Source organism: Winogradskyella wandonensis (assembly GCF_004346845.1).
In the GTDB taxonomy this organism is placed as follows: domain Bacteria; phylum Bacteroidota; class Bacteroidia; order Flavobacteriales; family Flavobacteriaceae; genus Winogradskyella; species Winogradskyella wandonensis.
In genome coordinates, this window is the sequence record NZ_SMGI01000001.1 from 600308 (window position 1) to 619604 (window position 19297).

A 19297-nucleotide genomic window follows, 5' to 3' on the forward strand; every position below is an offset into this window, starting at 1 on the left:
TTATTGAATTTATTGGTTTTGGGCTTTTTGCATTTCTTCCATCATTTTCTGAACTGTTTCCATATAAGCATCCCAACCACCCATCTGTTGAATAGAATATAAAGACCAAAGTAGGTACAATACATTTATAATCAAAATGACTAAAGATACAATTTTAGCTGTGTTCATAGCTTTAGCAGAATCCAAATCATAAGCTTCAGGATTTTCCTTAACTTTATTTAATTGTGTATGTGCAATAAAAAAAGCAGCACCAGCTAAAATAAATCCTAGACCACCAAAACAACAGCATAATAAGCCAATAATTGCAAGTACATAAACTAAGGCGGGATTTAATTTTTCTTTTTCCATTTTGTTTTCTTTTAGTTGATTAAGGTTTTAATAGTAAAGCTTACTACAATGGTTGATGTAGTAATAATTGCCAAAATAGTAATTATTTTATTGTAATATTTTATTTTTTTAAAAATGTTAATGCCTATAATAGTAAATAATCCTATTAATGGATAGATGGCAGGATACATATAAAAGGCAGCCAAAAACTCACCACGAATCATTAAACTAATTGCACGCTGCATGCCACAACCCATACAGTCAAAGCCAAAAACAGCCTTGTTGACGCATGGTAACATATAATCTTCTAATTGTAGCAATAACAACTTCATCATTCAAATATAAATGTTTTCATAAACTATCTAAATTACGACTAAACCTTATCTTTGTTTTATGACACTTTCAAAATTAATAAATACCATTTGTATTATTTTAGGTGCTGCCGTTGCGATTTATGCAAAAGCTGAAGAAAACCAAAACCCGTATGTACTTATCGGCGGAATTGTATTACTAATGTTTGGTCTCTATCGCGTGGCAAGAACCATACCGAGTAAATATGATAATACGCAAGAGGAATCTTTTATAAAATCTGAAAAAGACACTTCGACTTCGCTCAGTGAACAGATTACAAATCATGAAAAAGTAGACTAATGAAGGTAGGTGATAAGGTTGAAACAATTGACGATGCCATTATAGGTACTGTTACCAAAGTTGATGGTGATACCGTATTTGTTGAAGGTGAAGATGGTTTTGAGTTTCAATTTTCTAAGAATGAATTGATAAAACTTAATAAAGACGAATCAATTAATCTAGGGTCTTTTTCAAATCAAAGAATTCAAGAAATAGCTAAAGAAAAAGAGGGCAAACCAAAGCGGAAGAGTTCTGAAGCTAAATCAAAAAAGCGTCACAGACCTACGTTTGTTGTGGATTTGCATGTTCATCAATTAACAGATTCTACAAAAGGTATGACAAATTTTGATATGTTAAATCTTCAGCTAGATACCGCAAGAGGTCAGTTAGAATTTGCCATTAGGCAGCGTATGCCTAAAATGGTATTTATTCATGGTGTAGGAGAAGGCGTTTTAAAACAAGAATTGCACACTGTTTTACGACGTTATAATAATGTGGACTTCTATGATGCGGATTATAGAGAATATGGATTGGGAGCTACCGAGGTTAAGATTTTTCAGAATGTAGAACCTTAATCTTCAAATTCTGTAGTCACGGTAACTGTATTTGTTAGTATTCCAAAATCGATGAAATCTTGGCTGATTATTTCTAAGTCAAAATCTCTAATAATAATAGACGCTACAATTGTCCGTGTATATTGGTTTGTTGGGAATTTACCTGGAGAGCCATAATCCATGTCTTCAATACTATTTAGATAATGCGGTGTCAACACCTCATTAACATCGTTTGCCAAATCATCACGAGGATTAAAATTTTGATCTTGGTCTTCGTTTATAGTTAATACGCCATCTTCATCATCATCAATATCTAAATGGTCAAATTGGCCATCTCCATCTGTATCTATGAAAATTGCAGTTGGATTATTTTCATCAAAACTATCCATGTCTATTTCAAATCGTGTTGGGACGTTATCATCGTCATCATCTTGATCTAGATAATTTGGTATGCCGTCTAAATCAAAATCTTCGGCATTTGGATAATTGCCATTCTCGTCTGGCGCACCACGACCTTCTAACTCGGAAGGAATACCATCATTGTCATCATCTTCTACAGTAACAGTCACTTCTGCTGTGCCTCCAGAAGCTTCGTAACTTTCTTGTATTATTAAATCCGAAGGTATCACGGCAGAACATAACTCCCGATTACTTGCTGTATTTGCTAAATCTCTATTGTAGGTTCTGTATAAAAATAGATTGGAGGAATTATTTATGTTTATAATTTCTGGAGTATTTGCAGGTGTTGGATTAAAAAAAGGTACAACCTCGTCCGTACCTCTGGGAATTATTAATGCTAACGATTCAGACGGGTCATCTCTTAAATCGAAGATTGTAAAAACATCAGTATTATTGGCGCATAAATCAAGCTGCTGATCAAATTCTAAATCTATAGTAATAACATCTCCATCGTCACAAGCCGTGACAAAAATTAAAGTTATTAGAGCTATAAAATATTTACGCATATTTCCTGAGTTTTCAACAAAAATAATTCATTTATCATATTATAACGGAGCTTCTATAAAATAATTTTATGCCTTATTTTTGTGGCATGAAAAACATCTACCTCGATAGTGCTGCTACGACGCAATTGCGACCAGAAGTTATTGCTAAAATGACCGAAGTGTTGCAAGAGAATTACGGTAATGCGTCATCCACGCATAGCTTTGGCCGTTCTGCAAAATCAATCATGGAGCAGTGTCGTAAGAATATTGCAGCACGTTTAAACGTAACTGCTAGTGAAATAATTTTTACTTCGGGTGGTACAGAAGCAGATAATTTAGCGCTAAGAAGTGCAGTTAGGGATTTAGGTGCAGTTGAAATAATTACATCCAAGATTGAGCATCATGCGGTTTTACATACTGCTGAGCAACTTCAAAAAGAATATAATATCACTATTTCTTTTGTTCAGCTTGACGAAAACGGAACAGTCGATTACACGCATCTTGAAAGCTTGTTACAAACCGATGGTAAAAAGCTAGTTAGTTTAATGCACATTAATAATGAAATTGGCAACATTCTAGATATTAAGTGTGTTGCTGATTTGTGTAAAGCTAATAATGCATTATTTCATACAGACACGGTACAATCCGTAGGTCATTACCATTTAGATTTACAGGAAATACAAGTCGATTTCCTAGCGGCAAGTGCCCATAAATTTCATGGGCCAAAAGGTGTAGGATTTTGTTTTATTAGAAAGGAATCTGGGCTTAAACCTTTAATTTTTGGAGGCGAGCAGGAGCGAGGCTTCCGTGCTGGCACAGAGTCTTTACATAATATTGTAGGTATGGACGAAGCGCTTAATATAGCCTACAAACATCTTGAAGAAGAGCGTAATTATGTTAAAGGGTTAAAACAGTATTTTATAGATAGCCTTAATACTAAATTACCAGGATGTCATTTTAACGGCTATTCATCAGATTTTCAAAAAAGTACATACACGTTGATTAATGTGTGTTTACCGTTACCTGCCGATAAAGCGTTGATGCTTCAATTTCAATTAGATTTAAAAGGTATTGCATGCTCCAAAGGTAGTGCTTGCCAAAGCGGAAGTTCTATGGCATCCCATGTATTAACTCAAGTTTTACCAGAAGATTTATTGCAACGTCCATCTGTACGTTTTTCGTTTAGTAAGTATAATACTAAAGAAGAGATTGACTATGTAGTGGATACGCTATGTGAGTTTGCAGAGTCTTAAAGTCTTGCTGACAATCTTACATTAAAAACACGTGGCGTTAAAAAATTAGGAATAGCAAACTGACGTTGGCTATTAACATCACGTACCCAAGTATTGGTAATCGCGTTTTGATTGTTAAACATGTTATAGATTTCGAAGCCTAACGATAAATTGGTAAATGATGCCTTCCATTTTGCGTTATAGCTTTTTTCTGGATTAACAATTTCGTACAAGATTCCTAAATCGGCACGCCTATAATCGCGTAATCTAAACTGAAAATCATACGGGTCTGCATAACTTGGAGAACCGCCAGGTAAACCTGTATTGTAAACGAGGTTGAGATACATTTTTAGGTCAGGCATATTAGGTACATAATCCTGAAATAAGATTCCAAATTTTAAACGCTGGTCTGTAGGACGCGAAATATAGCCACGGTCGTTAATATTTTCTTCGGTTTTTAGGTAGCCAAAACTAAACCAAGATTCTGTTCCAGGAACAAATTCGCCATTTAAGCGCATATCTAACCCATAAGCATATGCCTTTGCATCATTATTTGCTCTGTAGCGTATTCTTACATTTTCTAAAGTGTAAGGATTAACATCCGATAGACCTTTATAGTAGGCCTCTGTCACTAATTTAAATGGCCTATCCCACAGTTTAAAACTGTATTCGTTACCAACTACTACATGAAAAGACTTTTGTGCCTTTACTTTGGGTTGTACGACGCCTGAAGAATCTCTTAGTTCTCTATAGAAAGGCGGTTGATAATAGAGACCACCAGCAACTCTAAAGAGCATATCCTTATCCCAGTTTGGTTTTATTGCGAATTGTGCTCGAGGACTAAACACGGTTTGAGAGTTACTTTCAATACCTTCTCCATTAACTGCCCAACTATGTGCTCTAACACCAATATTATAGTAAGCGTCGTGCTCGCCAATCTTTGCATTCTTTTTGTATTGTAAAAATGCTTGAAGCCTATTAATCTGCACCTCGTTAAATGCTCTAATATTCTGAAATGCTGTTAAAGGACCATCAAAAGGAACTTCTGGTTGAAAATTTGTCTGAGTCACCGATGGTGGTCTAATAGAAAAACCTGCAGAATCTATAACCTCTGACTCTACCAAACGGTCACGGATATCTTCACGCGTATATTTAACTGACCATTCTAAATTACTATCGTCATCGATGTTGTAATCACCGCGATGTTCTAAATTAAAAATTAGTGCATCCAAATCATTTCTTGCGCGAGTGAATTGTGAGCCTATACCTTCACTAAATTCAACCTCGCCTAAATCTTCATCTCCAATATTGGTATTGACCTCACCTAGACGATACTGCGCCAAAATATCGAAATACTCTTGCTCAGTAGCATGGTAAGCTGAGCCAATAAGTTTTAGAGTCGTTTTGTCGTTTAGGAAATAGTTGGCTTTAAAGGCGCCAAAATAGGTCTGGTATTCTGTTTGTTCTTGGCCTTCGTAAAACACCAGTAACGCCACAGGCTCATCTACGGTACCAAAATTAGTCTGTCTATTTTCTGGTCTGAAATTGTATTGATTTAACGAGATGTTTCCAAGAAAATTAAGGTGAAATTTATCTGTAAATCTATACGTTAAATACGTTTGTACATCTGCGAACACAGGCTCTACATTTCCATTTGTTTCTAGACTATTTAATACTAAACTATTGTCGCGATATCTTACCCCTGAAATGGTTGAAAATTTACCATTCTTTGACGCTGTCTCTACAGCTAGACTTCCGCCTAAAAGACTTAAATCCGCACTAACTCCAAATTTTGAAGGTTTTTTATAGGTAATATCCAATACCGAAGACAGCTTATCGCCGTAACGAGCTTGAAATCCACCTGCCGAAAAATCGACATTAGATACTAAATCCGTGTTTACAAAACTTAGCCCTTCTTGGTTACCAGAACGAATTAAAAATGGACGATAGACCTCAATTTCGTTTACATAGACTAAATTTTCATCAAAATTACCACCTCGAACAGAATATTGCGTACTTAACTCGTTAGAAACATTAACACCAGGAAGTGTTTTTAAGATATTTTCTACGCCTGGTTGAGCACCCTTTATGGTTCTTATAACTTTTGGAGAAATCGTTGTAACTCCAGTTCTGCTTTGGCTTGTATTTTTATTAATAACCACTTCTGCAATTTGCTCAACATTTATTTTTAAAACAGGATTATACTCTATTTCGCTGCCATTCTTTAAATTAAATGTTTGTTCAACACGCTTGTGTGCTACATGGGTAAATACAATAATAATGTCTTTATCCGAAGGAATTCTAATTTCGTAAAAACCGTTTTTGTTTGTGATTGTTCCTTCGCCAGTATTGGATTTTATATTTACGTTTTCTATAGGTTGTTTATTTTCGTCTAAGATAACACCTCTAACAACGGCAGTCTGTGAAATAGCAGCTAGCGTAAATAAGAAAAAAACGAAAAATAATAGCGGTTTTGAGTGTTTCAACAATGTATAGTTTTATTTTCTGTAAAAGGTTGCTTCAAATGTAGAACTATTTCCAACATTATCTGTTACAATGATTTTTAAATTGTTTTCTGTATCGGTAACGATATTATCATTAAAATCGTGTGTTAGGGTGTTGGTTTTGTAATCATACTCCATCAAAATCCATTTTCCATTTACCGTAGCTCTATATTTAGAGATGCCGGATAAGTCATCTTCTATTTTTACTTTTAGATAACGATACTTACTTAACCACTTTTTATTCGAAAAGTTTACGGGTGTAATTTTTGGAGGAACGTTATCTGTAGTTAGTGCGTATAGACCTAGTGTTTTGCTGCTAGCTGTTAAGGTATCTCCTTTTCGTTTTGTGCTTACGTAGGTAGGTGTTTTGTAGTAACCATAAAGTCTAGCTATAAAAAGTTTGTCTTTGTCTGCGTCTTTATAATTACTGATGTCGTAATTAATAACAAAGTTTTTCTGAAGCGGAATTAAATCTTTATGCAAGATTAAAGTGTCAGAACTAACCGCAAAGTTGATTAACACATCTTCGTACACTGTGTTTGGATAAAACGTAACACTAGCATTATGTTCTTTAAGTACTGTAGTTTCCGCATTTTTAACTAAGAATTTCGCAGGTGCTAAAACTTCCTCTGGTTCTAAAGGCGCTTTATATTTTCCTGCTATGGGAATATTTAGTGTTGTGGTATTTTTTTTAAAATCTTTAATTTCTACTCTGTAGATAGACGATGTACTATCTTCAATTCTTACAAACCCATTATCGGATGCGTTTTTAAACATGCTCAATGGATTGTTTTCTTCAATAAAAAGTTTTTGGCTTCTTGTTTTTTTCGTTTTCCAAAGTTCAAAATCTATAAAACGATTAAGATGTTTCGTTTCACTAAAACTGAAACGTTTAAAATCCATTTCAAAAACCTGATTACCATTAAAAAAAGCAGAAATATTGCTTACACCGTTATTATTTGGCGCTAGGTCTTGCTTATCGTAGCTAACTACGCCGAAACCAATATCTCCATAGGCTGTTATTTTTTCGACGTCGTAATCGCCATTTTTCTTTTTTATTAATCGCAAAGGAATTCTTTTGTTTTTACCATTAATAAACGAATTTTTCGTTTTAGGATAGGCATAAACCGATGAGATAAACGGTTTGTTTGTGTCTTTTATATCTATACCAAATAGTAACGGATTAATTGGGCGTTCGGCATTATCCCTAATTTCAAAATGCAAATGCGGACCACCAGAGCCGCCAGTATTTCCAGAAAATCCAATTACTTCATCAGTATCTACCAATAAATCAGATTTATTCGGGAATAGTTCTATTTCAAAACTCTCTTTTTTGTACTGCTGCTTTTTAATAAAGGCTTCAATTTTAGGCGAAAACTTATTTAAATGCGCATAGACTGTTGTATAACCATTAGGATGTGTAATGTATAATGCCTTTCCGTATCCATAATGCGAAATTTTAATTCGGCTTACATAACCCATTGCAGCGGTGTAAACCTTTAATCCAGTTCTACCTTGGGTTTTAATATCAAGGCCAGAGTGAAAATGATTAGAGCGCAATTCGGCAAATGTACCAGATAAAACTAGGGTAATGTCCAAAGGGTTTCTAAAATAGTCCTGCGGATATTCAGATTGGGCATATAAAGTTGAAGACAATAAAAAAAGAAGAAGAAATTTTCTCATCTAAATAACAATTGAAGCTAAAATATAATTTTGAAAATGATTTACAAACGCAAAATCGGTAATATTTTTCTTAACGATTTAAAGCTAACGCTATTACCTCTATTAAAAATAATTGTAAAAGAATTGGGTTTTTAAAAATCGAATGTTAACTTTGTTAGATAAGTATTGAAATGCTTAAATGAGTAAAATTGAAGACATTGTTAATACGCTAGAGCGCCGAATATCAAAGGTTTTGCAAAAGCAAGAAGAGCTAAAGCAAACTAACGAAAGGCTGCTAAAACAGCTAGAACAAAGTCAGACACAAATCCTAAGTTACCAAGAGGAAATTAGTGATTGGTCAGAGCGATATGAAACTCTTAAAACGGCAAACGCAATGCTTGGTAGTGACGAAAATAAACGAGAAACAAAGCTCAAAATAAACGCACTTATTCGAGATATAGACCATTGTATAGCACAATTGTCGGAGTAAGTAAAGATTAGTGGATGTCAAATCAGCTTAAAATAAAAATATCTATAGCTAACAGAGTCTATCCGCTAACGATTAATCCTAGCCAAGAAGAAGGATTACGCAAAGCAGCGAAGAAGATTGAGGCTATGATTGGACAATTTGAGCAAAATTATTCTGTAAGAGACAAGCAAGATGTATTGGCCATGTGCGCCTTGCAATTTGCAGCTCAAGTAGAACAAAAAACAATAGATAAAGAGTATGTAAATGAGGAAGTTCAAGAAAAGTTAGAAGCTCTAAACGAACTTTTGCAAACGCATATTTAACTCGTACGTTCTTTAAAATAAATAAAAGGTTACTGCCTACATTAGTTATATTTTTTTGATAAACTCAACGTTAATTCTTTAAAAAGGGTGAGTTGAAGTTGTAAAACCGTGCTGCTGTTTCATTTATTTGAATCTGGGCAGATTTTTGAGCAGCTTGTTAGCCCTAAACTTGTTTTTAAGGAGTTTATACAAAACAGAGAACTGATGTAGGCTTTTTTTTTAAATAGACATCAACTAAACTAAACATATGGATACTAACACAATTATATATATTGCTGTAGCCGTGGTTTTAGGATTGATAATAGGTTTTATCATCGCTAAATCTATGGAGAAGGGCAAAGCTTCAAAATTAATATCTGAAGCAGAATTAGAGTCAAAATCAATTTTAAAGCAAGCTAAATCAGATGCTGAAGCTTTAAAGAAGGATAAAATACTTCAGGCAAAAGAGAAATTTATCGAGCTTAAAGCAGAGCACGAGAAAGTTATTCTTTCTAGAGATAAAAAAATGGCTGAGGCCGAAAAGCGCATTAGAGATAAAGAATCTCAGATATCTAATGAATTGTCTAAAGCAAAGAAATCTAATCAATCTTTAGAAGACAAACTAAAAGACTACGATTTTAGGTTAGAATTTTTAGAAAAGAAGAAAGAAGAGTTAGAAAAAGCTCATAAAAGCCAAATAAAGCAGTTAGAAGTTATTTCTGGTCTGTCCGCTGACGAGGCTAAGGAGCAGTTGGTAGAGTCTCTTAAAGAAGAGGCAAAGACAGATGCGATGGCTTATGTGCAAGATAGAGTAGAAGAGGCAAAACTTACAGCTCAGCAAGAAGCTAAGAAGATTATTATTAATACCATTCAGCGTATTGGTACAGAAGAAGCTGTAGACAATTGTGTATCTGTTTTTAATATCGAATCAGACGACGTTAAAGGCCGAATTATTGGTCGAGAAGGTCGAAATATCAGAGCTATAGAAGCAGCTACAGGTGTAGAAATCATTGTCGACGATACCCCAGAAGCTATTATTTTATCATGCTTTGATTCTGTTCGTCGTGAAATTGCAAGATTATCATTGCATAAATTAGTTACGGATGGACGTATTCATCCAGCACGAATAGAAGAGGTTGTTAAAAAGACACAAAAGCAAATTGAGCAAGAAATTATAGAGGTAGGTAAGCGCACGGTTATTGACTTAGGTATCCATGGTTTACATCCAGAGTTAATTAAGATGGTGGGTCGTATGAAATACCGCTCATCTTACGGACAAAACTTGTTACAGCACTCTCGTGAGGTAGCAAAACTTTGTGGTGTCATGGCAGCAGAATTAGGGTTAAATCCAAAATTAGCAAAACGAGCAGGATTACTACATGATATTGGTAAAGTACCAGATGCAGAAGCAGATGTAGAAACACCTCATGCAATTTTAGGTATGAAATGGGCAGAAAAGTACGGCGAAAAACCAGAAGTTTGCAATGCTATCGGTGCTCACCACGATGAAATTGAAATGACCACATTACTGTCGCCAATTATTCAGGTATGTGATGCTATTTCAGGAGCGCGTCCAGGAGCAAGACGACAAGTCTTAGATTCGTACATACAACGTCTTAAAGATTTAGAAGCTGTTGCTTTTGGTTTTAACGGTGTTAAGAAAGCCTACGCCATACAAGCAGGTAGAGAGTTACGTGTTATTGTAGAAAGCGAGAAGGTAAGCGATGATAGAGCAGCGAGCTTATCATTTGAGATTTCACAAAAAATCCAAACCGATATGACTTATCCTGGTCAGGTTAAAGTTACCGTTATTAGAGAGACACGAGCGGTTAATATCGCTAAATAATATTAGCTTTACATTAAGAGAAATTTAAGCATCCAATTTATTTTGGATGCTTTTTTTTGGAAATTCTAAAATAAACTTAGTGCCTTTGTTTACTTCTGATTCTACAGAAATCTTTCCTCCAAGAGATTCTAACTGATTTTTGGTAATATACAAGCCAACACCTTCCGCATCCTTGTTTTTATGAAAAGTTCTGTAAAGTCCAAAAATATCGTTTCCAAAGGCGTTTAAATCAATACCAACACCATTGTCTTCTACCGAGAGCAAAACTTTGTCTTGTTGGTCATTAGCTCTAAGCTGAACAACCGCATAATTGTTAGGCTTAGAATATTTTAATGCATTACTTAATAGATTCTGAATAATACTTTCGAGATACGCCAAATTAAACTCGATGCAGATTTTTGAAGCAATATCATTGATAATTTTTACATTCTTGTAATTTATTCTAACCTCCAAATTTTTTATTGAATTTTCTACAAATGTCCTCAGATTTATTGATTCAATTTTATTGTCGTTAATAGAATTTATAGAAACAATTTCTCTAAGATTATCAATGGTTTTTTTAAATGAGTTAGAAACGGTTTCCATATTTTTTATGAGCATTTCTTTTTCAACATCAGTGGATGCATCTTTATAAAATTCTAGTAGATTTTCAAAATTACCAGAATGTTCTTTTAGATTGTGAGTTGCTATATGGGCAAAATTTTTTAGTTTGCTATTCTGCCTTGTTATCAAATCGAGAGACTCAGAAATTGTGTCTTCTTTCTTTTTCATGTCCGTGATATCTACATGGACACCAATAACCCGTTTCACTTTGTCATCGGCGGTCTTTTCGATAACTTTTCCTTTGTCTAGTATCCAGCGGTAAGACCCGTTTTTGTGCCTGACACGACTTATGTTTTCGTAAATATCTTTTCTTCCAAACAGATGGTCTTTAAAGTCTGCGAAATATTTTTCTTTATCATCTTCGTGTACTAGGTTATTCCAAGATTGTGGGTCTTGTTCTAATTCTTCTTTTTTATAACCTAAAATATTAGCAGATTCCTTAGAAAAACTTGTTGTATTTGTTGTAGCGTCATGGTCCCATATTCCTATATTAGAAACTTCTAAAGCAAAACTCCATTTTAAATTATCAAAGAGTATTTTGTCTAGAGGCTGACCGTTTATTTTACGACTAAAAAAACTGAAATTCATTAATAGAAATATGGAGACAAGTAACCCTAAATATAACTAAATTTTTGTTTTTTAGAAGTTTATAGCTGTTATTTTCTTGGATGAAAGGTGTTTATAACCTTATTTAGCTGGGATTTGTCAATATGTGTATAAATTTCGGTAGTAGTAATACTTTCGTGACCTAACATTAGTTGTATTGCGCGGAGATCTGCACCGTTTTCTAACAAATGTGTAGCAAACGAATGTCTAAATGTATGCGGAGAAATCGTCTTTTGTAGTCCGCTTTTGTTTACAAGCTTTTTAATAATTGTAAAAATCATTGCACGCGTAAGCTTATTCCCCTTGTAGTTAAGAAATAAAATATCTTTAGACTCTTGCGCTATGTCAATATGTTTGCGTATGTCTAACCAGATATTTATTAGATATTGTGTGTTTTTACCTATGGGTACAAATCGCTCTTTATTGCCTTTACCACTAACTTTTATAAAACCTTCGTCAAAGAATAAATCGGAAATTTTTAAACCAGTCAATTCGCTAACTCTAAGCCCACAGCTGTAAAGACATTCGACGATGGCTTTATTTCGATGCCCAAGATTTACACCTCTGAATTGATAATTTAGGTCTATTACAGAAATAATGGTATCTATATCTTTAACAGATAGGGTATCTGGCAGTTTTAGGCCTAATCGAGGAGATTCTATTTGGTCAACAGGATTTGTATCTCTGTAGTTTTCAAAGATTAAATAATCAAAAAATATACGTAGTCCAGATATGATTCGAGCTTGAGTTCTACTTTTTAATTCTTTAGATATTTTATAAACGAATTCTTGTATTGTAGCTTCTGTGATATCTATTGGCGAAACTAATTTGGTATTGCTTTTTTCTAGAAAAGTAACAAGACGTTTTATATCGTATTTATAGTTGCTAATTGTGTTAACTGAGAGTCCTCTTTCAAGCCTAAGAAAGTGTTCAAAATCGGTTATAAAAGAGGTCCAACTCATCGATGACATGTTAATATTTATCGGTAAAAGTAGCTAATTTGTGTAATATTTTAGGTAAATATTAAAACATTTGTTAATATCTAAAAAATTAAATCAATGATTATCAATTAATTATATTTTTTTGTTTATAAAATTGTTAATAAACCGACAAAAGTCATTTAATATTAGAAAAAAAAGTGTTTAGTTTGCATCATCAATTTTAAAACTTTTAACATTATGAAAAAATTATTATTTGCTGCTTTAGCAGTATTCGCGTTTAGTTTTTCTAACGCACAAGAAGAAGGTGGCTCTGCTTTATCTAAAGGGTCATGGGTTATAGAAGCTAACACCGGTTTCGGAGGAGATGGTGTAGCTGCTCAAGGGGCTAATACTGGTTTCGGTTTGTATTCTGTCGACGGGACTACTGTATGGGCTATTGGTGCTGAGGCTGGATATTTTCTTGCTGATGACTTAGCATTAAAAGTTGGTCTTGGTTACACAGATTTTGATGGTTCTTCTAACTTTACTTACAAGTTAGGTGCTAAGTACTATATTGATAGTCAATTTCCTGTTCAAGTAGATTTAACGGGAGCGTCAAGCGATGACGTTTTTGGTTCTGAGAATCCATTATGGTTAGGTTTACAAGGAGGTTATGCTTGGTTTGTTGCTGATAATATTTCTATTGAGCCAGGATTAAGATATAACTTATCTTTAAACGAAGATTTCACTGACGAAGGTTTATTTGAATTCAGAATTGGATTTGCTTTACACTTCTAATAGAAAATAACACAAATAAAAAACCGAAGCGAAAGCTTCGGTTTTTTTTATGACTTTTTATGACTAGAGTCCAGGATAGGAATCAGTCAATATTTGGACAATGTCTATAATGTGTCCAACAATAAAGAAACCAAATGTAATGATGTAAAGTACATTCCAGTACCAAGGACTTCCGATGTACCATCTGTGAGCAGCAAAGCCACCTAATACAAACCATAAAGCGGCAGCAACCCATTTGTCTTTGCCAGCTCTAGCTGCAGGCACAGCTTTCATTACATCCTCGGATGTTGATTCTTCAATAACATTGTTTTCTGTAGCAACAGCTGCTCTTTTCACAGGAAATGAAGCGTAAGCAGCACTGAAGCTTAGCATAATAGCAAATGCAGTAAGTAAAAATTTAATTTTCATATAAATTGGTTTAAGTTTGACTAAAAGTAAAAAAAAATTAAATACTACAAGATTTTTCTTACTAAATAACATGAAATTTGCGTTAATTGCACAAAAAATTATTATAATCTTTATTGATGAAATACTTTAAATATTTTTTATTTATCCTATTGTTTTCCGCTGTAGGACAGAGTCAAAACCCTAACAAATTCGCTGGTTTTATTAAGTTGCAAGACACATTGCTAATCAAATATAAGGTAGAGTTTAATGAGGATAATGGGCTGGTATCGGGATATAGCTTTACAGATTTTGGAGGTGAACACGAGACAAAATCACGTATTGAAGGATACTATAATGACGATAAGAAAGAAATATCGTTTAAAGAAGTTGAGCTTATCTATACTAAATCTCCAGTTTCCTTAGACGATTTCGATTTTTGTAATATTAATTTTATATCAAAGAGATTTAAGCTAGGCTCCGATAAGATGATGGGCGATTTTAAAGGGACGTTTAGTGATGGTGCAAAGTGTTTAAATGGAGAATTGGCAATGAATTCAGTTGAGAAAATACAGAAACGAATTTCTAAATTTTCTAAAAAGGTTAAAAATTCAAACCGAATTGCCGATAGTATAAAGACTAAAGTCCAGAACATAAAAATAATAGATACACTAAATCTTAATGTCCTAAAAAAGAATCAGATTACCACGATTCCCACATCCTCAAAATCATTAAAATTATTTATATACGATGGAGGTCAAATAGATGATGATATCGTTACTATTTATGTAGACGATAAATCGTTGTTGACTAAGTACAGAATTTCTAAAGCTAAAAAGATTTTAGAAATTCCCATTAATAAAGAAATTACTAAGATAAAGGTGCTGTCGGAGGCTGTTGGCTCTATTGGTTCTAATACGGCAATAATTGAGATTTATGACGGTAAAAACACTATAAAAACAATGACAAATCTCGAAAAAGGTGAAACCACAGAGATTGATGTTGTCCGAAAACAATAAAGGCCTTAACGCTACAAACCGAAGCTACAACTTCGGTTTTTTTATGCTTAATTTTTAATACCTTTACTTTATGAAGAAACTCATAATAATAAATGGTCCAAATCTAAATCTCTTAGGAAAACGTGAGCCAGAAATTTATGGCAGTCAGACGTTTGAAGATTATTTTTTAAATCTCCAAAATCAGTTTCCATCTGTAGAATTAGATTATTACCAGAGTAATGTCGAGGGCGAATTAATAAATAAATTACATGCTATCGGGTTCAATTATGATGGTATTATACTTAATGCAGGAGCTTACACACATACATCTGTAGGCATCGGAGACGCAGTTGCAGGAATTGAAACACCTGTAATAGAGGTTCATATCTCTAATACCTATTCTAGAGAAGAATTTAGGCATCATTCTTACATAGCACCTCATGCAGCTGGAATTATCATAGGGTTTGGTTTAAAAAGTTATGATTTAGCAATCCAGTATTATCTATAAAAAGTTTTTATTATGAAGCATTATTTGGCAATTTTAGTTTTAGTACTTGGTGTTTCATATTCGGTAAATTCACAAACCGATTTTGGTGTACGCGGTGGAACCAGTCTTACGTTTTTTAATGAAGATAATGGTATTTTTGGTGAGAATCCCGATGTAGAAGTTGGTTATTTTGCAGGTGTATTTTTAGATGTATTTATTGACAAGGGTTTTCATATTCAACCAGAGTTACTTTACAAGGGAATTGGCGATTTTGAGTTTTTGAATTTACCTATTTATCTAAAATATGATGTCGATTATAACTTTCATATCCTTGCAGGACCAAGTCTAAATTATTTTTTCAATTTTTTTAATAATAAGTTTAGAGTAAGAGCCGATGTAAGTTTAGCTTATGACCTTACTGACAAGCTAGATTTAAGCCTAAAATACACCATTGGTTTTGAGGAAATATCACCTAATATTTTGTTTGTAGGGTTAGGGTATAGGTTATAGTATTCAGTATGTAGTTATCAGTATTCAGCATTCTCTATTCCAATCCAAATATTCAATAAGAGTATAGTTACAAATCATTGATGGTAATTATAATCTTTATAACATAAAAAAATCCGTAAACTCATAACGAATATTGTTTACGGATTCTATTTTAGATAGTCTTCCCTTTGGGAAGATTTAGATGGGCATCTTACAAATGAATAACTTCATCATAAGCATCTGCCACAGCTTCCATAACCGCTTCACTCATTGTTGGGTGTGGATGCACTGCTTTTAATACTTCGTGTCCTGTTGTTTCTAATTTACGACCTAAAACAGCTTCAGCAATCATATCGGTTACACCAGCACCAATCATGTGGCAACCTAACCACTCGCCATATTTAGCATCAAAAATTACTTTTACAAAACCATCCTTATTTCCACCTGCGCTGGCTTTACCAGAGGCAGAAAATGGAAATTTTCCAACTTTAATGTCATAGCCTTGTTCTTTGGCTTGTGCTTCAGTTAAACCTACACTTGCAATTTCTGGTGAGCAATAGGTACAACCAGGAATATTTCCGTAATCTAAGGCTTCGACATGGTGTCCTGCAATTTTTTCAACACACAGAATACCTTCAGCAGATGCAACGTGAGCTAATGCCTGTCCTGGTGTTACATCGCCAATAGCATAATAACCAGGAATGTTAGTTTGGTAATAATCGTTTACTAAGATTTTGTCTCTATCTACGGCAATACCCACATCTTCTAAACCAATATTTTCGATGTTAGATTTAATACCAACAGCAGATAAAACGATATCGGCTTCTAAGATTTCTTCGCCTTTCTTCGTTTTCACCGTTGCTTTTACGCCATCACCAGAAGTATCTACAGAAGTCACTTCGGCAGAAGTCATAATCTTAATTCCAGATTTTTTAAAGCTACGCTCTAGTTGTTTTGATACTTCATCGTCCTCAACAGGAACAATTTTAGGCATGTACTCAACGATTGTCACTTCTGTGCCCATAGAGTTGTAGAAGTAAGCAAACTCTACACCAATAGCACCAGAACCAACAACAATCATCTTTTTAGGTTGCTTTTCTAAAGTCATTGCTTTTCTGTAGCCAATCACTTTTTCACCGTCTTGAGGTAAGCTAGGTAACTCTCTAGAACGCGCACCAGTTGCTATAATAATATGGTCTGCTGAATATTCGGTACCGTCGACATCTACTTTTTTACCTGGTTTTAGTTTTCCAAATCCTTCAATGACATCGATTTTGTTTTTCTTCATCAAAAACTTAACGCCGTTACTCATACCTTCGGCAACACCACGGCTTCGTTTTACAACAGCATCAAAATCGTGTTCTGCGTCTTTTACTTTAAGTCCGTAGTCTTCAGCATGCTTTAGATATTCAAAAACTTGAGCAGATTTTAGTAAAGCTTTTGTTGGGATACAGCCCCAATTAAGGCATACACCACCAAGACTTTCTTTCTCTATAACTGCTGTTTTAAAACCAAGTTGAGATGCCCTAATTGCTGTAACATAGCCACCTGGACCACTACCTAAAACTATAATATCGTATTTACTCATGGGTAAGTTATTTTATTAAATTTTTGAAAGAACAAAAGTAATAAATTAAGCTATAAAAAAAGCCTCTCGCAGAGAAGCTTTTCATTTTGGTTTTGACAAAGTACATTATTTTTCTGCTGGTACAAATTTTAATGCTACCCCATTAATACAATGCCTTTTTCCTGTTGGTTTTGGGCCATCATTAAAAACATGTCCTAAATGACCACCGCAAGTAGCACAATGTTCTTCGGTACGTGCATAACCTATTTTATAGTCCGTAGAAAATTCAACATTGCCTTCTATTTCTTTATAAAAACTTGGCCAACCTGTTCCAGAATCAAATTTAGTTTCACTTTTAAACAAGGGTGTGTTGCAAGCAGCACAGTGATAAACCCCTTTTTCGTATTTTTTGTTTAACGGACTTGTAAACGGACGTTCGGTACCAGCTTCTCGTAAAACATAATATTCCATATCCGACAATTCTGCTTTCCATTCGGCGTCAGTTTTAGAAACAGGAAATTCTTTTTGTTTAGTTTCTTTTTTCTGTGCGTTACCGTTACAATTAAATAATAGGGCAATTATAAAGATTAAGGCTATTTTTTTCATTACATATAAATTTTAGTAAAGATAATTAGTAAAACAGTATTGCATGGTTACTTTAACCTAATCTTAATTCAATTCTTTAAATTTTAGATTATATTTAAGTTTTATTTACAAATACCGGACTCAAAAGTTTGTCTCTCTAATATTATAATACTTACACATTTTTTATGAAAGCCTTATTTCTAACTAGAGAATTTCCGCCGTATGTTTATGGAGGCGCTGGAGTTCATGTAGAATATTTAGCAAAAAATCTATCGAAATACATAGATGTAGAAGTTCGCGCTTTTGGAGACCAAAACACTACTGAACCTAACCTGCAAGTTCAGGGATTTCCGTTCGAGACATTAAGTTTTGAGGGTGCAGACGACAAACTGAAGCCTATTTTTAAAACGTTAAGTACCTGCATTGCCATGAATGCAGAAGTAATAAATGCAGATGTTGTGCATTGCCACACGTGGTATTCGCATTTTGCAGGCATTATGGCCAAATTATGTTACGGTATTCCTTTGGTAATTACTACACATTCCTTAGAACCATTACGCCCTTGGAAACGCGAACAATTAGGTAGAGGTTATGATACATCTTCTTGGATAGAAAAAACAGCCATAGAAATGGCAGATGCTATTATCGCTGTATCAGATGAAACTAAAGAAGATGTTTTAAAGCATTTTAATGTCAAAGAAGATAAGATAGACGTTGTTTACAACGGCATAGATTTAAAGGAGTATGTTGTGGTAAATGACACATCTACACTTCAAGAATATGGTATAAATCCTGATAAACCTTATGTGTTATTTGTAGGACGTATTACGCGCCAAAAAGGAATTATACATCTTGTTAACGCTATCAAATATATAGACACAGAAACCCAAATTGTATTGTGCGCAGGCGCTCCCGATACTGCAGAAATTGCCAAAGAAATGCAGGAAGCCGTTAAAAAAGCATCTGAGAGCAGAGGCAATATTATTTGGATAGATAAAATGCTAGAAAAGCAAGAGGTTATTCAATTATATTCTCATGCAGACGTGTTTTGCTGTCCTTCGATATACGAGCCTTTTGGAATTATTAATATAGAGGCAATGGCCTGTGAGACAGCAGTAGTGGCAAGTGCTGTTGGAGGTATTAAAGAGGTTGTTGTACATAACGAAACAGGACTTTTAATTCCTGTAGAGCAACAAAATAAAGCGCCTTTTGAGCCTGTTAATCCTGATAAATTTTCAAGAGATTTGGCAAACGGTATTAATACGTTGGTTAAGGATGAAAAACGTCGTGAGTCTATGGCTAAAAAAGGAAGACAACGCGTAGAAGATTATTTCGATTGGGAAGCCATAGCCAAACAAACACTAACTATTTATAAAGCTTTAATTTAAGA

21 protein-coding genes and 1 other RNA gene are annotated in these 19297 nt (G+C 34.2%); 12 read left to right on the forward strand and 10 right to left on the reverse strand.

What is annotated here, in order from left to right; genetic code table 11:
* Positions 1-9: 9 nt before the first annotated feature.
* Positions 10-348 carry a CCC motif membrane protein gene (locus DFQ05_RS02785; protein WP_132703354.1) on the reverse strand — a complete coding sequence of 113 codons (339 nt, stop codon included), beginning with the start codon at positions 346-348 and terminating at the stop codon, positions 10-12.
* Between the two features lie 11 nt (positions 349-359).
* Positions 360-662, reverse strand: a complete 303-nt coding sequence (locus DFQ05_RS02790; RefSeq protein WP_241974197.1) for a DUF2752 domain-containing protein — start codon at positions 660-662, stop codon at positions 360-362.
* A 58-nt stretch (positions 663-720) separates the two neighbouring features.
* Here DFQ05_RS02790 and DFQ05_RS02795 point away from each other — a divergent pair, with 58 nt between their 5' ends.
* Together DFQ05_RS02795 and DFQ05_RS02800 are read left to right on the forward strand one after the other, a co-directional pair.
* A complete protein-coding gene (locus DFQ05_RS02795; protein ID WP_132703356.1) occupies positions 721-978 on the forward strand; it encodes a hypothetical protein in 258 nt (85 codons plus the stop codon).
* Positions 978-1532 (forward strand): Smr/MutS family protein, encoded by a 555-nt coding sequence (locus tag DFQ05_RS02800; protein ID WP_132703358.1) that lies wholly within the window; start codon positions 978-980, stop codon positions 1530-1532. The genes DFQ05_RS02795 and DFQ05_RS02800 overlap by 1 nt, the downstream gene beginning before the upstream one ends.
* Here DFQ05_RS02800 and DFQ05_RS02805 read toward each other — a convergent pair.
* Positions 1529-2476: a hypothetical protein gene (locus tag DFQ05_RS02805; RefSeq protein ID WP_132703360.1), complete on the reverse strand. Its 948-nt coding sequence runs from the start codon at positions 2474-2476 to the stop codon at positions 1529-1531. The two genes, DFQ05_RS02800 and DFQ05_RS02805, sit on opposite strands and share 4 nt — an antisense overlap.
* Positions 2477-2562: 86 nt before the next feature.
* Between DFQ05_RS02805 and DFQ05_RS02810 the strand changes: the two genes are divergently transcribed.
* Positions 2563-3708, forward strand: coding sequence for a cysteine desulfurase family protein (locus DFQ05_RS02810; protein WP_132703362.1), 1146 nt, complete (start codon positions 2563-2565; stop codon positions 3706-3708).
* On the opposite strand, the gene DFQ05_RS02815 is transcribed toward DFQ05_RS02810, so the two are convergent.
* The gene (locus DFQ05_RS02815) at positions 3705-6173 is read right to left on the reverse strand and encodes a TonB-dependent receptor (RefSeq protein ID WP_132703364.1); all 2469 of its coding nucleotides are present in this window, start codon (positions 6171-6173) and stop codon (positions 3705-3707) included. The genes DFQ05_RS02810 and DFQ05_RS02815 overlap by 4 nt on opposite strands.
* Before the next feature lie 12 nt (positions 6174-6185).
* A complete protein-coding gene (locus tag DFQ05_RS02820; protein ID WP_132703366.1) occupies positions 6186-7874 on the reverse strand; it encodes a M23 family metallopeptidase in 1689 nt (562 codons plus the stop codon).
* Positions 7875-8052: 178 nt separating this feature from the next.
* Here DFQ05_RS02820 and DFQ05_RS02825 point away from each other — a divergent pair, with 178 nt between their 5' ends.
* The 4 genes from DFQ05_RS02825 to rny all read left to right on the forward strand — a co-directional run bounded on the left by DFQ05_RS02825 (position 8053) and on the right by rny (position 10470).
* Complete coding sequence (locus tag DFQ05_RS02825) at positions 8053-8343, forward strand: hypothetical protein (protein ID WP_132703368.1); 291 nt, start codon at positions 8053-8055, stop codon at positions 8341-8343.
* A gap of 14 nt (positions 8344-8357) precedes the next feature.
* Positions 8358-8645, forward strand: a complete 288-nt coding sequence (locus DFQ05_RS02830) for a cell division protein ZapA (RefSeq protein WP_132703370.1) — start codon at positions 8358-8360, stop codon at positions 8643-8645.
* 62 nt (positions 8646-8707) lie between these two features.
* Positions 8708-8831: non-coding RNA, 6S RNA (ssrS, locus tag DFQ05_RS02835), on the forward strand.
* 61 nt (positions 8832-8892) lie between these two features.
* Entirely contained in the window at positions 8893-10470 is a 1578-nt protein-coding gene (gene rny, locus DFQ05_RS02840) for a ribonuclease Y (protein ID WP_132703372.1), read from the forward strand.
* Positions 10471-10494: 24 nt separating this feature from the next.
* On the opposite strand, the gene DFQ05_RS02845 is transcribed toward rny, so the two are convergent.
* Together DFQ05_RS02845 and xerA are read right to left on the reverse strand one after the other, a co-directional pair.
* Positions 10495-11661, reverse strand: coding sequence for a sensor histidine kinase (locus tag DFQ05_RS02845; protein ID WP_132703374.1), 1167 nt, complete (start codon positions 11659-11661; stop codon positions 10495-10497).
* Positions 11662-11729: 68 nt separating this feature from the next.
* Positions 11730-12641, reverse strand: a complete 912-nt coding sequence (xerA, locus tag DFQ05_RS02850; protein ID WP_132703376.1) for a site-specific tyrosine recombinase/integron integrase — start codon at positions 12639-12641, stop codon at positions 11730-11732.
* A gap of 216 nt (positions 12642-12857) precedes the next feature.
* Here xerA and DFQ05_RS02855 point away from each other — a divergent pair, with 216 nt between their 5' ends.
* A complete protein-coding gene (locus DFQ05_RS02855) occupies positions 12858-13397 on the forward strand; it encodes a hypothetical protein (RefSeq protein WP_132703378.1) in 540 nt (179 codons plus the stop codon).
* Positions 13398-13460: 63 nt separating this feature from the next.
* Here DFQ05_RS02855 and DFQ05_RS02860 read toward each other — a convergent pair whose 3' ends face one another.
* Positions 13461-13805 carry a TM2 domain-containing protein gene (locus DFQ05_RS02860; RefSeq protein ID WP_132703380.1) on the reverse strand — a complete coding sequence of 115 codons (345 nt, stop codon included), beginning with the start codon at positions 13803-13805 and terminating at the stop codon, positions 13461-13463.
* Positions 13806-13921: 116 nt separating this feature from the next.
* Between DFQ05_RS02860 and DFQ05_RS02865 the strand changes: the two genes are divergently transcribed.
* The 3 genes from DFQ05_RS02865 (at position 13922) to DFQ05_RS02875 (ending at position 15776) form a co-directional block, all read left to right on the forward strand.
* Entirely contained in the window at positions 13922-14800 is an 879-nt protein-coding gene (locus DFQ05_RS02865) for a hypothetical protein (protein ID WP_132703382.1), read from the forward strand.
* A gap of 70 nt (positions 14801-14870) precedes the next feature.
* Positions 14871-15287, forward strand: a complete 417-nt coding sequence (aroQ, locus tag DFQ05_RS02870; protein ID WP_132703384.1) for a type II 3-dehydroquinate dehydratase — start codon at positions 14871-14873, stop codon at positions 15285-15287.
* A 12-nt stretch (positions 15288-15299) separates the two neighbouring features.
* A complete protein-coding gene (locus DFQ05_RS02875) occupies positions 15300-15776 on the forward strand; it encodes a porin family protein (protein ID WP_132703386.1) in 477 nt (158 codons plus the stop codon).
* A 190-nt stretch (positions 15777-15966) separates the two neighbouring features.
* Here DFQ05_RS02875 and lpdA read toward each other — a convergent pair whose 3' ends face one another.
* Both lpdA and msrB read right to left on the reverse strand, forming a co-directional pair.
* On the reverse strand, positions 15967-17343 hold the full coding sequence (gene lpdA, locus DFQ05_RS02880) for a dihydrolipoyl dehydrogenase (RefSeq protein ID WP_132703388.1): 1377 nt from the start codon (positions 17341-17343) through the stop codon (positions 15967-15969).
* A gap of 105 nt (positions 17344-17448) precedes the next feature.
* Positions 17449-17928, reverse strand: coding sequence for a peptide-methionine (R)-S-oxide reductase MsrB (gene msrB / locus DFQ05_RS02885; protein WP_132703390.1), 480 nt, complete (start codon positions 17926-17928; stop codon positions 17449-17451).
* Positions 17929-18092: 164 nt separating this feature from the next.
* On the opposite strand from msrB, the gene glgA reads away from it, so the two are divergent.
* Positions 18093-19295: a glycogen synthase gene (glgA, locus tag DFQ05_RS02890; RefSeq protein WP_132703392.1), complete on the forward strand. Its 1203-nt coding sequence runs from the start codon at positions 18093-18095 to the stop codon at positions 19293-19295.
* The last annotated feature ends 2 nt before the right edge of the window (positions 19296-19297 follow it).